The following is a 12,776-nucleotide window of genomic DNA, read 5'->3' as shown; positions in this document are numbered from 1 at the left end:
GGCTAGGACCTCACACGAGGAACAACGTGATCGTCGAGCCCTTCGGGATCTCCTCGCCGGCTCCGGGGTCGGAGCTGGCGACGTAGCCCAGGCCGAGGTAGGTCCCCGACTCCTCGGTCTCGACCTCGAACCCGAGTCCCTCGAGCAGCTCGGTCGCCGCGTCGACGCCCATGGCCTGGACCCGCGGCACCTCGACCAGCTCGGGGCCGAGGGAGACCACGAACGAGACGGTGTCGCCGCGGAAGAGGGTGGCCGTCGGCGGGTCCTGCGAGATGACGTCGCCCTCGGCGACGGAGTCGCTGTACTCCTCGGCGGTGACGCTCACCTGCAGCCCCCGCTTCTCGAGGGCGGCCGAGGCGTCGTCGAACGACTCGCCCGTCCAGTCCTTCACCTCGATCGGCTTGCGGCCCCGGCTGAGCACCAGGTCGACGCTGGCGCCGGGCTTGAGGGTGGTGCCTGCCTTGGGCGAGGTGCGGATGACCTGTCCCTCGGGCACCGTCTCGCTCCACCTGGCCTTGCTGGCGCCGAAGGCGAGGTTGGTCGCGGCGAGCGCGTCCTGGGCCTGGTCCTCGGTCTGCCCGACCAGGTCGGGCACGTCGTAGCGCTCCGGCCCCAGCGACAGGGTGAGGCTGACGGTGCCGCCGTCGAGCACCTTGCCGCCCGGTCCCGGGTCGGTGGCGATGACGAGACCTGCGGCGACGTTCTCGCTGTAGGCCGGCTCGCCCGCCTCGGCCCGGAGGCCGGAGTCCTCCAGCTCGGAGGTGGCCGCGGCCTCGTCGAGGCCCAGGACGCCCGGGGTCGTGGTGTACCGCTCCCAGCCGAACCACCAGGCGCCGGCGGCGACGCCGGCGACGAGCAGGAGCGACAGCAGCAGGACGAGGGGCCCCTTCATCGACCGGCGGCGCTCGGTGGTGTCGACGGGCGCCACCCGGGACGGAGCGCGTCCGGGCGCAGGCCGCGCGGTCGTGGGCGGGGCCGGGAGGGTGGTGGTCGCGGACGCTGCGGTCGCGGTCGTGGTGCGCATCGGCTCGGTGACGGGGCCGCCGGGCGGCTCCGCGGGTGGGGCGGGGTGCCGCTCGAGGGCGGTGGTGCGGTCGGGGCTGCCGTCGTCGACGAGCCCGGAGTCGCGCGGGTCCACCTCGGTGAGCAGCGCGAGCGCGCCGGCGTCGAACGGCTCGGGCGTCGTGTCGTCGGGCGAGGCTGGCTCGTCGGGCGCCGCCGCCGTGCGCCGGGGAAGCAGGTCGGCGGCCAGCTCGGGGTCGGAGTCGAGGCCGTCGCGCAGTGCCTGCTCGACCCGGTGCAGGTGGTGCAGCAGCACGGTGGCGTCGGCGGGACGCTGGTCGCGGTCACGCGAGGTCGTCCGCGCGACGAGGGCGTCGACGTAGTCGGGGATGCCGGGCTCGACCAGCGACGGCATCGGCACGTCGCGGTGGACGTGGCGGTAGGCCACCTGGATCGGCGACTCGCCCTCGTGCGGCTTGGTGCCGGTCAGCAGCTCGTAGAGCACGACGCCGGCGGCGTAGACATCGGCGCGGGCGTCGGCGCGACCGTCGATGACCAGCTCGGGCGCGAGGTAGGACACGGTGCCGATGAGCACGCCGCCGGTCGCGGTGTGCTGGGTGTCGGCGCTGACCGCCTTCGCCAGGCCGAAGTCGGCGACCTTGACGGTGCCGCCGTGTGCCTCGTCGGCGATGAGGACGTTCTCGGGCTTCACGTCGCGGTGGATCAGCCCGGCGCGGTGTGCGGCGGCGAGCGCGGAGACGACGGGCTCGAGCAGGGCGAGGGCCCGGGCGGGCGCCATCGGCGCCTCCTTGCGCAGCACGTCGCGCAGCGTGTGGCCCGGGACGTACTCCATCACCAGGAAGATGGTGTCCGTGCCGTCGGAGGTGTCGTCACCCTGGTCGTAGACGCCCACGACGTGCGGGTGGTTGAGGCGGGCGGCGGCGCGGGCCTCGCGCACGAAGCGCTGCGCGAACTCCTGGTCGTCGCCGAGGCCGGGGTGCATGACCTTCACCGCGACCGTGCGGTCGAGGCGGGTGTCGGTGGCCTCGTAGACGCTGGCCATGCCACCGCGAGCCACGCGGGCGAGGATGCGGTAGCGGCCGTCCAGCAGCCGCCCGACCATGGGGTCGCCAGCGGCGCCGGGCGCGGTTGCGCGGGCGTGCTCGGATGGCTCCACTGATCGACCTCCACACCGGACCAGGGGTGGGACGGGGAAGGATCCGGCGCGCCCATCGTACGGAAGCAGCCCCTGAGCCCACGCTCACGCGCGGCCCCGGCGTGGCGTCACGCCGGCGGGCGGCCCGCCTCCAGCCGCCGCTTGATCGCGGCGACGTTGTCGACGTAGGCCCGGGTCTCGTCGTAGAGACCGTGCTCGCGGACGGCGCCAAGGCCCTGGTAGTAGGCCGCGATCTTGTGCGTACGACGCTGGGTGTGGCGCGAGAGGACGTCGAGCAGCAGCACCCCGGCCGTGGCGTTGTCGCCGAGCCTGCGGAGGTCGAGCGGACGCCCTGCGTAGTCCTCCATCCACCGTCCCGTCGACGGCAGCACCTGCATCGCGCCGATCGCCCTGGCGTGCGAGACCACGCCCATCTGCCACCCGGACTCCTGCCACGACACCGCCAGCGCGAGCTGCGGGTCGACCCCGTGGTTGCGGGCCGCACCCGCGACGACCCGGCGCACCTTCTCGCGCTCGGGGTCGGGGTGCTGCCACATGGTGGTCTGCGATCCGCCGCGGGACCGCTCGCCGACGACCGGGATCTCGATGCGCTGGCCGACCTGCAGGGCGCCGGTGCGGCCCAGGTGGTTGTGGGCGACGATCTCTGCCGTCCAGGCGCGGTGCTCCACGGCGAGGCCGGAGACGGTGTCGCCCGGCTGGACGACGTACGACACCAGGGTGCGGTCGGCCGGGACCTGCTGGTGGTCGGCGTGGGCCGGCGCTGCCGTCAGCACGGTCGCGAACGTGGCGGCGAGGACGCCGACCGCGGTGGCGAACGCGCGGGTGCGGGGTCGGTGATGTCGCGGGTGGTCTGCTCGGGGCACGGGGGTTGCTCCTCGTCCCGTTCGCTGCGCCCGGGGCACGAGGTCCCGGGAGGGAAGCGCGCGAACGAAGCCGTCGACGTTAGCGACCGGCGTACGACGAACGCGAACGGCGGCCGGGTCGGGCGTGTCGCCCGACCTCGGCCGCCGAGGCGGTGGTCGTGATGTGCGGGGTGTCAGCAGGCGCCGTTGAAGGTGCTCAGCTCGAGCTGGGGAGCCTTGATGGACTTCTCGTTGGGGGCGCGCATCGACCAGTAGCGCATCCAGTCCATCTGCATCCGGGCCGGGTTCATCTTCGTGCCCTTCCGGGCGCGCAGCTCGAACTTCAGCTGCCGCGGCAGCGGGTCGAGCGCCCCGGCGCGTCGCTCGGTGTTGATCACGTGCCCGTCCACGAACCAGGAGATGTGGTCCTTCGCGACCTCGACGCCGTAGGTGTGCCAGCGGTCGTTGCGCAGGTGGCGGCCGAGGAACCCGCGGTAGGAGCTGTTGGGCAGCGTGTGGACGTAGGACTTCACGGTGTTGGTGCCGAGGGTGAAGTTCTCGATGCCGATGTCACGACCGCCGCAGCGCTGGTCACGGGTGCCGCCGGGGACCAGCTCGGTGACCACCTTGAAGGGCTTGCCGCCCTTGACCTTCGACATCGTGCGAGCCCGCATGCGGATCTCCCAGCGGCCGTAGGTGCGGCCCTTGAGGTCGAGCGTGGCGGACACACTGCCGCGCTTGGTGCTCATCAGCGTCAGCATGCCGTTCTGCGTCCGGACGACACCGCGGCCCTTCTTCTTCCAGAAGCCGGGCTTGGGGCCGATGAACTCCTGGCGGAAGACGCCGTGCTGGTACCAGCCGAAGGTGTTGCCGGCGTGGACCGGCCCGGGCGCGCCGTCGTAGTGGTCGGCCGAGGCGGGGGAGACGACCGGGGAGAGCGTGAGCGCCAGCAGACCCACGAGGGCCGCGGCGAGAGCAGATCGGAGGGGGTGCATCCACGGCACGGTACGGACCGCCCGCCGGGGTGACAACTTCGATCCGCAGCACGACTTCGCTGCTGCGCGCACCCTCTCCTAGGCTGCGGGCATGACTGACGCGCCCCTCGCCGACCGTGACCTGGCCGCCCTCGTCCCCGAGTGGCTCGACTGGGACCAGGTCGCCGAGCTGCTCGGCGTGTCGCCCGGGAAGGTCCGCACGATGATCCGCGAGCACGAACTGGCGGCCGCCGTGCCCGAGCCGGGTGTCGGCCCGCGGGTGCCGGCCGCCTTCATCCAGGACGGCCTCGTGGTCAAGGGGCTCCCCGGGCTCCTGACGCTGCTGCACGACCACCGGTTCGACGACCGCGAGTGCATTGCCTGGCTCTTCACCGACGACGACCTCCCGGGCCGCCCGATCGACGCCCTGCGCGAGAACCGCGGCAGCGAGGTCAAGCGCCGCGCCCAGGTGCTGGAGTACTGATGGCTGCGGCCGCGGCGACCGGCAGGCAGCGCTACCGCTGGCTGCTGCTGCTCGTCGCGGCGGGGATGCTCGTCCTCTGGCTGGTCAGCGGTGGTGGGCAGGGGGACCCGGAGCCCGCCGGCACCGGGTCCGACGCGACGAGCGGCCTCCCCGTCGTACGCCTCTCCGACCTGCCGCCGGAGGCGGAGCGGACCGTGGAGCTGATCGACGCCGGCGGGCCCTTCCCCGAGCCGGAGCGCGACGGCGGCACCTTCGGCAACCGTGAGGAGCTGCTGCCGGACCGGCCGATGGGCTACTACCGTGAGTACACGGTCCCGACGCCGGGCCTCGACCACCGCGGTGCGCGCCGCATCGTCGCGGGCGGGGACGACGAGCTCTACTGGACCGCTGACCACTACAGCTCCTTCGCACGCATCAGGAGGTAGAGACGTGAGTGGACTGGCAGCAGTGCTGGCGGGTCACGAGCCGCCCGGCATCCACCTGTGGCACGGCGCCTTCGACGCCGCCGACGTGCGGCACACGGTCGAGCACGCCGGATGGGGGTTCGGCTGGGTCGACGGCTGGACCGGCGCCGACACCAAGCCGGCGTTCCTCGCTGCGGTCGGGGAGGCGCTGGACTTCCCGGACCACTACGGGCAGAACTTCGACGCCCTGGCCGACTGCCTCCACGACATCGGCAGCGGCCGCGACGGCGTCGTCCTGCTGTGGGACGGCTGGGCGACCCTCGCCCGGGCCGACGAGAAGGCCTTCAGCATCGCGCTCAGCGTGCTGGGCTCGCGCGTCAACGACGACCGGGGCGTGCCGTTCACGGTGCTGCTCCGGGGCGAGGGCCCTGCCCTGCCCGGGACCACCAGCCTGGACTGACCGCCGGACGCGCAGGTGTTCAGACCGAGCGCTGGGTGGCGGCTGCCGCCAGCTCGACCAGTACGTCGCGCGCGTGCTCGTCGATGTCGGCGGCGCGCAGTGCCTCGACGGCGTGGTCGGAGAGCTGGCCGATGACCGCCTCGACCTGGGCCCGGGCGCCCGACTCCTCGATGATCGCCCGCAGCTCGTCGACGTCGGCGTCGGTGAGCGGGGTGCCGAGCGCGGCGTCGAGGCGCTCGGCGGCGGCCCTGGGTGCGCCGTCGAGCGCGAGCGCGACGAGCACCGTGCGCTTCCCCTCGACCAGGTCGTCGCCGGCCGGCTTGCCCGTGGCCTCCGGGTCACCGAAGACGCCGAGGAGGTCGTCGCGCAGCTGGAACGCCTCCCCGAGGGGCAGGCCGAACCGGCCGAGCTGCTCGAGCTGGTCGGAGGTGGCCCCGCCCAGGGCGGCGCCGATGTGGATCGGGCGCTCGATGGAGTACTTCGCGGACTTGTAGCGCAGCACCGTCATGGCCGTGTCCACGTCGGCGCGCCCGCGCGCCTGCACCGACACGTCGAGGAACTGGCCGGCGATGACCTCGTTGCGGCACTGCTCGAAGAGCGCGAGCCCGGGAGCGACCTCGTCGGCCGGGAAGCCGCTGCGCCGCAGCATGTCCTCGGCCCAGCCCAGGAGCAGGTCGCCCAGCAGGATCGCGGCGGCCGCGCCGTACTGCTCGGGATCGCCGCGCCAGCCGGCAGCACGGTGCTCGGCCTCGAACGCGCGGTGGGTCGCGGGTCGGCCGCGCCGGGTGTCGGAGGCGTCCATGAAGTCGTCGTGGACGAGCGCACTGGCGTGCAGCACCTCCAGGGAGGCGCACGCGCGGGCGAGTGCCGCGTCGTCGTCCACCGACGGGCGGACGGCGCGGTGTCCCCAGTGGCAGAAGGCCGCCCGGAACCGCTTGCCCCCGCTCACCGCCGTACGCGCCTCGGCGATCAACCGGCTCGCGTCGGGGCCGAGCGGGACGAGCTCGGCCTCGCGGTCGTCGAGGAAGGCGTCGAGGACCTCCTGGACCCGGTCGCGGAAGTCGGCTGGGTCCCAGGTCGTCACCAGTTCAGCCTAAACACTGGACAGGAAGCGGGGATCGGCGCGGTCCTCCGTAGGCTGTTGCGCATGACGCACGCACAGGGACAGAGCATGCGCGAGCGGTTGGCGCGCGGCGACCGGTCCTTCTCCTTCGAGTTCTTCCCGCCCAAGGACGAGGCCGGCGAGCAGCAGCTGTGGCAGGCGATCACCGAGCTCGAGCCCTACGGCCCGACCTTCGTGTCGGTCACCTACGGCGCCGGCGGCACGACCCGCGACCGCACCGTCGCGATCACCGAGCGGATCGCTCGCGAGACCGGCCTGCTCCCGGTCGCCCACCTGACCTGCGTGGGACACACCACCGACGAGCTCACGACGATCCTCGCCGACCTCGCGCGCGCCGGCGTCGACCACGTGATGGCGCTGCGGGGCGACCCGCCCGGTGGCCCCGGCACGGCGTGGACCCCGACGGACGGCGGGTTGACCTACGCCAACGAGCTGGTCGCCCTCATCCGGGCGCGGACCGACATGCGCATCGGCGTCGCTGCCTTCCCCGAGGGTCACGTCGACGCCGCCGACCTCGACCACGACGCCCGCGTGCTGAAGGCGAAGTACGACGCCGGCGCGGAGTTCGCGGTGACCGAGATGGTGCTGCGGGCCTCCGACTACGTCGCGCTCGTCGAGCGGGCCGCGGCGGTGGGGGCGGACCTCCCGATCATCCCGGGCATCATGCCGATCCTGAACCTCCGCTCGATGGAACGGATGGTGGAGCTGTCCCGCCGGCAGCTGCCCGAGGAGATCACGGCCCGTCTGACGCCCCACGCCGACGACCCGGCGCGGCTGCGCGCCGAGGGCATCGCGATCGCGACCGAGCTGTGCGAGACGCTGCTCGATGCCGGGGCGCCGGGCCTGCACTTCTACACGCTCAACCGGTCCAAGGCGACGCGCGAGATCTTCGCCAACCTGCAGATCACGGTCTGAGGCGCGCGTGCAGACCGTCACCGTGACCGGGACCGGGATCGTGACAGTGGTGCCGGACAGCGCGGTGGTGAGGCTCGCGGCCTGCGCCCGGGGGAGCGGCGTCGCCGAGGCCTACGCGGCCATGGCCGGCGCGGCCGCCACCGTCGTCGAGGTCGCGCACCGGCACACCGAGGAGCGCCGGGTCGCCTCGACCGGTATCTCGGTGTGGCCGGCCCGGGACCACGAGGGGCGCGGGGCCGGCTACGAGTCCCGCCACTCCTACTCCGTCGCGTGTCCCGACCTGGCGGCCGCCGGTGCCCTGCTGGGCGAGCTGGCCGGGGAGGTCGGCGATGCGCTCGCGGTCGACGGGGTGGCCCTGGAGGTCACCGAGGACCACGGCGCGGGGGACCGGGCCCGGGAGGCGGCCTTCGACGACGCCCGAGAACGTGCCGCCCAGCTCGCCCGGATGGCGGGTGCGGGGCTCGGCGCCGTCCAGTCCATCGTCGAGGGAGACGTCCACCGGGGACCGACGCCGATGCCCAGGATGGCGCTGTCCAGCGCGACCGCGGCCGGCCTCGAGCCGGGCGAGGCCTCGGTCACCACGACCGTCACCGTGGTGTGGGAGCTGGCCTACTGACGTGGCGCCCGGCCGACCATCTCGGCCACCAGCGCGGCGCTGAGCCCGGCGAACGGCAGGCCCGACCCGGTGGTGGCGTGCGCGCCCGCGGCCAGCACGCCCGCGATCGGCGTCCGCGGGCCCAGTCGGGTGCGAGACGTGCGGGGGCCCTGCCACAGCACGCCGTGCGGGGACCCGCCCCACGCCTCGACGAGGTCGCGCGGGGTGCGGTCGACGCGGGCGACCACCTGGGCCCGCACGTCGAGCCCGTGGCGCGCGAGCGCGGTCAGCACGTCCTCCGCGATCCGGCCGCGTGCCAGCACCGTCCACGCCGCCGCACCGTCAGGAGCCCGACCGCCGGTGCGCACCACCAGCAGGGGGTCGCCGTGCAGCACCACCTCGTGGGGCAGGTCGGGCACGTCACCCTCGAGCCCGACGTGGCTCACGACCGGCGGGAAGGCCGGCATCGTGCGCCGGACGTACGTCGCCAGGGCCGGCAGGCGGCGCGGGTCGATCGCGACGACCACGTGGTCCGCGTCGACCTCGCCGCGCGGGGTCTGCACTGCAGCGACCCGGCCGTCCCGCACGACGAGGTCGGTGGCGGGGGTGCCGGTGAGCACGGTGACGCCGCGCAGCGCGAGCCGGTCGGCCATCGCCACGCCGAGGGCGGCGAGCCCTCCGGGGACGGTCCACGCCCCGAAGCGTTGCTCGAGGTAGACGTCGACGCCGGCGAGCACCGGAGCCTGTCGCAGGTCGTGGCCGTCCATCACGAGCCGGTGGCCGGCGACCAGCCGGAGCCGGTCGTCAGGCAGCGCCCGGCGCAGTCGCTTGTGCAGCGACTCCCGACGCTCGAGCAGGGACAGCATCTCGCGGGGAGCGACGTCGGCGTCGAAGGGACGCTCGTACCACTCCTTGCGCAGGACCTCCCAGGTCTCGCCGTACGACGCGACGTGGTCGACCCACTGCCGGCCCAGGCCCGCGCCGAGGCCGTCGAACGCCGCGAGCTGGGCGGACCGCGACCCTCCGGGCAGCTGCAGGGTCGAGCCGTCCTCGAAGCGGTGCTCGCGGACCACGTCGAGCGGCTGGAGGTCGAGCTCCCGCTCCAGCGGGCGACCGGACTTGCGGAACAGGTCGCGCACGACCGCGGGCAGCAGTGTGCTGGTCGGCCCGGCGTCCCATGCGAAGTCGCCGTGCCGCACCGTGGTGAGCGCGCCCCCCAGCTGCTCGGAGCGCTCGAGGAGGGTGACCTCGTGCCCGAGCCTGGCCAACCGGGCAGCGGCAGCCATGCCGCTGAATCCGCCACCGACCACCACGACGCGAGCCACGAGGGAACCCTAGGCGCCCCTATGCGACGTCGCGGACGGGCTCCTGCGTGTCCCGGTCCCGTTTCTTCCACCGCCGCCAGCCGCGGCGCGCCAGCCGACCCAGCACGAGCAGGAGGACGAGGCCGACCACGAGCAGGACGCCGGCGATCGCGGCAGCCGCCTGCGGGTGCTCGAGGGAGAACCACACCACCCCGAGCACGAGGGCGTCCTCGGTGAGGCTCGCCGCGACGTTGGTCACCGGCTCGGGCGAGGAGTTGATGGCCAGCCGACCGCCCGCCTTGGCGAGGTGGCTGAGCAGGGCAGTCCCGCCGCCGACCACGCCCAGCACGGCCTGGTCGAGCGAGGAGGCGTCGCCGGCGAGCAGCACACCGATCACCGCACCGGCGGTGGGCCGGATGGCGGTGGAGATGGCGTCCCAGGTCGAGTCGATGTAGGGGACCTTGTCGGCGACGAACTCCATCGCGTACATGAAGCCCGCCGCGGCGAGCACGTCCCACCGGCCCAGCACGTCGGGGATCTCCGCGACGGTCCCGAGCCGGTCCGCGATGCCCAGCACCAGCACGACGAGGTAGGCGTTGACGCCGCTCGCCCACCCGCTGGAGAACGTCATGGCCAGGGCGTCCATCAGCGGGTCTCCATCAGTCCACCTCGACCTCGACGGCGCCGGTCATCGCCACCAGCTCGTCGTAGGACGTCGAGAAGACCGCAGCCGGGTGTCCGGCTGCCGCCCACACGACCTCGTGCCTGCGCAGCCACGGGTCGATCCAGGTGCGGATCGGCGCCGGGTGGTCGATGGGGGAGACACCCCCGATGACCTGCCCGGTGTGGTGACGGACGAAGTCGGGGTCGGCGCGCCGGAGCCGGCTGACGCCGATGCGCTCGGCCACGGCCGCCGTGTCGACCCGGTGGGCGCCGGAGGTGAGGATGAGGACGGGTTCGCCGTCGCCGTCGAAGAGCAGGCTGTTGGCGATGGCGCCGACCTCACACCCCAGCGCCGCCGCGGCGAGTGCTGCCGTGTGGGCGCTGTCGGGCAGGATGACCACGTCACCGGCGCCGCCGCGTCGGGTGAGGTCGCCTCGAAATGAGGTGATCGATGCGTGCTCGGACGACATGATGCGAGCCTAGCGACGAACGACGACAAGGCTCAGGGGAGTTTTCAGATGGCGCGCGACCTGCCGGGATCCGTGGTCAACAGCATGCGAGTGCTGGGGCTGATCGTCGCGACGTCGGGAGTGATCACGCTGTTGATCTGGCTGATGCGCGACGAGGTGATCCTCGGGTGGGCCGAGGGCAACCCGTCGGCGCAGGAGATCCTCGCCCAGGGCGGGATCGAGCAGCTGCGCGAGAGCCCCATCGTCCCCGGCTTCGTCGCCCTGTCGGTGGTCGCGTTCGTCGGCTTCGGCCTGCTGGTCCTCGTGCTGGGCTCGTTCTTCGTCGGCGGGCACGGCTGGACCCGTCCCGTCCTCACGGCCACGGCCGGTGTCGGTGTGCTGGTGGGCGTGGTGTGCCTCGACGCCCAGCTCCCGACCATCTTCGTGGTGCTCTCGGCCCTCGTGATCGTCGAGGGTGTCGTGCTCTCGTTCTTCCTCTGGCAGCGCGAGACCACCGCCTACCTGCGCCGCGTCTGACCCGCCTCTCCTCGCGGGGCGATCCCGCCGTCCTCCACGGCCCTGGGTGCGGCTCTTGACGGGTTGTCGGTGGGAGGGAGTAACGTTCTGGGTGTTCGAACACGTGTTCGATGCGACCCGGGTGGCCGTGACCTCGACCCCCACCGCCTCCCGGGTCGGCCCCGGGGTCGACGGATGTGCGAGGAGGCGCGATGAGGCAGTACGACGACCCCGTCGAGGTGCGACGAGGCGAGGCGGAGGACCCCGACCAGTTCCTGTGGCGGGGCAGGCTGTGGAAGGTGCGCGCGGTCGTGGCGCACTGGATGGAGGCGGGCCCGTGGCGGCAGGGCGGACCGGAGGCCGGTCGCCCGGGGAGCGGCGCCGACCTCGTGGCCGGGCGCGAGCTGTGGCGCGTGGAGGCCGGCCGGGGCATGCTCGGCGGTCGTCAGCCGAGCGACCCGCAGGCCGTTGCCGTCTTCGACCTCTCCTTCGACTGGACCGACGGGCGCTGGCAGCTCGTCGGGTGCCTGGACTGAAGGCCGATGGTCATGACCGCACCCGGCTCCCGCTCGGGGCTCGCGCCCGCCCCCGGGCCTCACCTGCTCCCCGCCAGCGCCCACTCCTACCTCGCTCGCTCGGCGACCTCGCTGCGCGACGCGATCACCGCACGTGACGTGCCGACCCGCTACGCCTGTGCCCATGTCGCCGCCCTGTGCGCAGCAGCCGCGCTGCTCGCGGCCCGGGCCCGTCCGGCGCCACGGGGTCGCCGGCAGAAGAACGCGTGGGTGCTCCTCGCCGAGGTGGCTCCCGAGCTGTCGGAGTGGGCGAGCTTCTTCGCGGCCGGCGCTGCCAAGCGGGCGGCCGCCGAGGCCGGGTCGACGCGCGCCGTGTCCGAACGGGAGGCCGATGACCTCGTGCGCGACGCCGACCGGTTCCTGGCCGTGGTCGAGCAGGCGCTCGGCCTGGTTCCGCACGCCAGCGTCGCCTGAGAGCCGGGCGAGGTGTCGACAGACCCGCTCGTCCAGGAGGACGTGGCGACCGAGCCACTAGGGTGGCGCCCATGGCCCAGCCGACCGCGCGCTCCTCTGCCAGCGAGCGCCGCCAGTCCGTCCGCACCGGCGTGGTCTGGGACGGCGTACGCCGACTCCTCGAGGCCGACGTCGCCGACGGGCAGCCGGCCCGCATCGTCGACATCGGTGGCGGCACCGGTGGGTTCGCCGTCCCGTTGGCCGAGCTCGGACACGCCGTCCAGGTCATCGACCCGAGCCCCGACGCCCTCGCCTCGCTCGACCGGCGTGCCCGCGAGCGCGGCGTCGCCGACCGCGTCACCGGCCAGCAGGGCGACCTGTCCGACCTGTCCGACCTGGTCGACGAGGTCGACCTCGTCCTGTGCCACGGCGTGCTGGAGATGGTCGAGGACCCTGCGGCGTCCCTCGCCTCGATCGCCGGCGTGCTGCGTCCCGGGGGCCACCTCAGCCTGCTGGTGGCCCAGCGACACGCCGCCGTGGTGGCGCGTGCCATGGCCGGCCACTTCCAGGCCGCGCGCGAGCTGCTCGACGACGTTCCCCACCGACCGGCAGGCGGATCGGCCGACGGGCAGGCCGGACAGGCCGGCCCGGTCGGGCGCAGCGGCCGCCGCTTCACCCACGACGAGGTCGTCGACCTGCTCGCCGGCGCCGGCCTCAGCCCGGAGTCCGTCCACGCCGTCCGCGTCTTCGCCGACCTCGTGCCGGGGAGCCTGCTCGACCTCGAGCCCGGTGCGACCGCGGCCCTGGTCGAGCTCGAGAAGGCCGTGGCCACCCGCCCCGAATACCTCCCCCTCGCTGCCCAGCTCCACGTCACCGCGCGCCGCTGACCCTCGCCCCGGT

The 12,776-nt window shown here is 73.8% G+C and carries 16 protein-coding genes; 9 read left to right on the top strand and 7 right to left on the bottom strand.

What is annotated here, in order from left to right:
- Positions 1-10: 10 nt before the first annotated feature.
- From pknB to Q1B24_RS04560, 3 genes are all read right to left on the bottom strand, one after another.
- Positions 11-2,179 carry a Stk1 family PASTA domain-containing Ser/Thr kinase gene (gene pknB / locus Q1B24_RS04570; RefSeq protein ID WP_299923859.1) on the bottom strand — a complete coding sequence of 723 codons (2,169 nt, stop codon included), beginning with the start codon at positions 2,177-2,179 and terminating at the stop codon, positions 11-13.
- A gap of 107 nt (positions 2,180-2,286) precedes the next feature.
- The gene (locus Q1B24_RS04565) at positions 2,287-3,042 is read right to left on the bottom strand and encodes a transglycosylase SLT domain-containing protein (RefSeq protein ID WP_299923856.1); all 756 of its coding nucleotides are present in this window, start codon (positions 3,040-3,042) and stop codon (positions 2,287-2,289) included.
- 173 nt (positions 3,043-3,215) lie between these two features.
- The gene (locus Q1B24_RS04560; protein ID WP_299923853.1) at positions 3,216-4,016 is read right to left on the bottom strand and encodes a glycoside hydrolase family 16 protein; all 801 of its coding nucleotides are present in this window, start codon (positions 4,014-4,016) and stop codon (positions 3,216-3,218) included.
- A gap of 91 nt (positions 4,017-4,107) precedes the next feature.
- On the opposite strand from Q1B24_RS04560, the gene Q1B24_RS04555 reads away from it, so the two are divergent.
- Genes Q1B24_RS04555 through Q1B24_RS04545 form a run of 3 tightly spaced genes read left to right on the top strand, consistent with a single transcriptional unit; the run spans position 4,108 to position 5,343 of the window.
- Entirely contained in the window at positions 4,108-4,479 is a 372-nt protein-coding gene (locus Q1B24_RS04555) for an Rv2175c family DNA-binding protein (RefSeq protein ID WP_299923850.1), read from the top strand.
- Positions 4,479-4,904, top strand: coding sequence for a ribonuclease domain-containing protein (locus Q1B24_RS04550; protein ID WP_299923847.1), 426 nt, complete (start codon positions 4,479-4,481; stop codon positions 4,902-4,904). Before Q1B24_RS04555 ends, Q1B24_RS04550 begins: the two co-directional genes overlap by 1 nt.
- Before the next feature lie 4 nt (positions 4,905-4,908).
- Positions 4,909-5,343, top strand: a complete 435-nt coding sequence (locus Q1B24_RS04545; protein ID WP_299923843.1) for a barstar family protein — start codon at positions 4,909-4,911, stop codon at positions 5,341-5,343.
- Between the two features lie 19 nt (positions 5,344-5,362).
- Here the strand turns inward: Q1B24_RS04545 and Q1B24_RS04540 are convergent, their stop codons facing one another.
- Positions 5,363-6,430: a polyprenyl synthetase family protein gene (locus tag Q1B24_RS04540; protein WP_366916441.1), complete on the bottom strand. Its 1,068-nt coding sequence runs from the start codon at positions 6,428-6,430 to the stop codon at positions 5,363-5,365.
- Between the two features lie 60 nt (positions 6,431-6,490).
- Here Q1B24_RS04540 and metF point away from each other — a divergent pair, with 60 nt between their 5' ends.
- Both metF and Q1B24_RS04530 read left to right on the top strand, forming a co-directional pair.
- Positions 6,491-7,381, top strand: a complete 891-nt coding sequence (metF, locus tag Q1B24_RS04535; protein WP_299923837.1) for a methylenetetrahydrofolate reductase [NAD(P)H] — start codon at positions 6,491-6,493, stop codon at positions 7,379-7,381.
- A gap of 7 nt (positions 7,382-7,388) precedes the next feature.
- On the top strand, positions 7,389-7,997 hold the full coding sequence (locus Q1B24_RS04530) for an SIMPL domain-containing protein (protein ID WP_299923834.1): 609 nt from the start codon (positions 7,389-7,391) through the stop codon (positions 7,995-7,997).
- Here Q1B24_RS04530 and Q1B24_RS04525 read toward each other — a convergent pair.
- The 3 genes from Q1B24_RS04525 to Q1B24_RS04515 are packed head-to-tail and all read right to left on the bottom strand — an operon-like array spanning position 7,991 to position 10,413.
- A complete protein-coding gene (locus Q1B24_RS04525; RefSeq protein WP_299923831.1) occupies positions 7,991-9,301 on the bottom strand; it encodes an FAD-dependent oxidoreductase in 1,311 nt (436 codons plus the stop codon). The genes Q1B24_RS04530 and Q1B24_RS04525 overlap by 7 nt on opposite strands.
- Before the next feature lie 19 nt (positions 9,302-9,320).
- Positions 9,321-9,926, bottom strand: coding sequence for a DUF4126 domain-containing protein (locus Q1B24_RS04520; RefSeq protein ID WP_299923828.1), 606 nt, complete (start codon positions 9,924-9,926; stop codon positions 9,321-9,323).
- A 13-nt stretch (positions 9,927-9,939) separates the two neighbouring features.
- The gene (locus Q1B24_RS04515; protein WP_299923825.1) at positions 9,940-10,413 is read right to left on the bottom strand and encodes a YbaK/EbsC family protein; all 474 of its coding nucleotides are present in this window, start codon (positions 10,411-10,413) and stop codon (positions 9,940-9,942) included.
- 48 nt (positions 10,414-10,461) lie between these two features.
- Here Q1B24_RS04515 and Q1B24_RS04510 point away from each other — a divergent pair, with 48 nt between their 5' ends.
- The 4 genes from Q1B24_RS04510 (at position 10,462) to Q1B24_RS04495 (ending at position 12,763) form a co-directional block, all read left to right on the top strand.
- On the top strand, positions 10,462-10,929 hold the full coding sequence (locus tag Q1B24_RS04510) for a hypothetical protein (protein ID WP_299923823.1): 468 nt from the start codon (positions 10,462-10,464) through the stop codon (positions 10,927-10,929).
- A gap of 191 nt (positions 10,930-11,120) precedes the next feature.
- Positions 11,121-11,444: a DUF6504 family protein gene (locus Q1B24_RS04505; RefSeq protein ID WP_299923820.1), complete on the top strand. Its 324-nt coding sequence runs from the start codon at positions 11,121-11,123 to the stop codon at positions 11,442-11,444.
- A 12-nt stretch (positions 11,445-11,456) separates the two neighbouring features.
- The gene (locus tag Q1B24_RS04500) at positions 11,457-11,897 is read left to right on the top strand and encodes an SAV_6107 family HEPN domain-containing protein (protein ID WP_299923817.1); all 441 of its coding nucleotides are present in this window, start codon (positions 11,457-11,459) and stop codon (positions 11,895-11,897) included.
- A 71-nt stretch (positions 11,898-11,968) separates the two neighbouring features.
- Positions 11,969-12,763, top strand: coding sequence for a methyltransferase domain-containing protein (locus Q1B24_RS04495; RefSeq protein ID WP_299923814.1), 795 nt, complete (start codon positions 11,969-11,971; stop codon positions 12,761-12,763).
- Positions 12,764-12,776: the final 13 nt, after the last annotated feature.

The sequence above is a fragment of the uncultured Nocardioides sp. genome, from assembly GCF_947488025.1.
Taxonomy (GTDB): domain Bacteria; phylum Actinomycetota; class Actinomycetes; order Propionibacteriales; family Nocardioidaceae; genus Nocardioides.
This window is presented reverse-complemented; position numbering and strand designations above follow the sequence as displayed.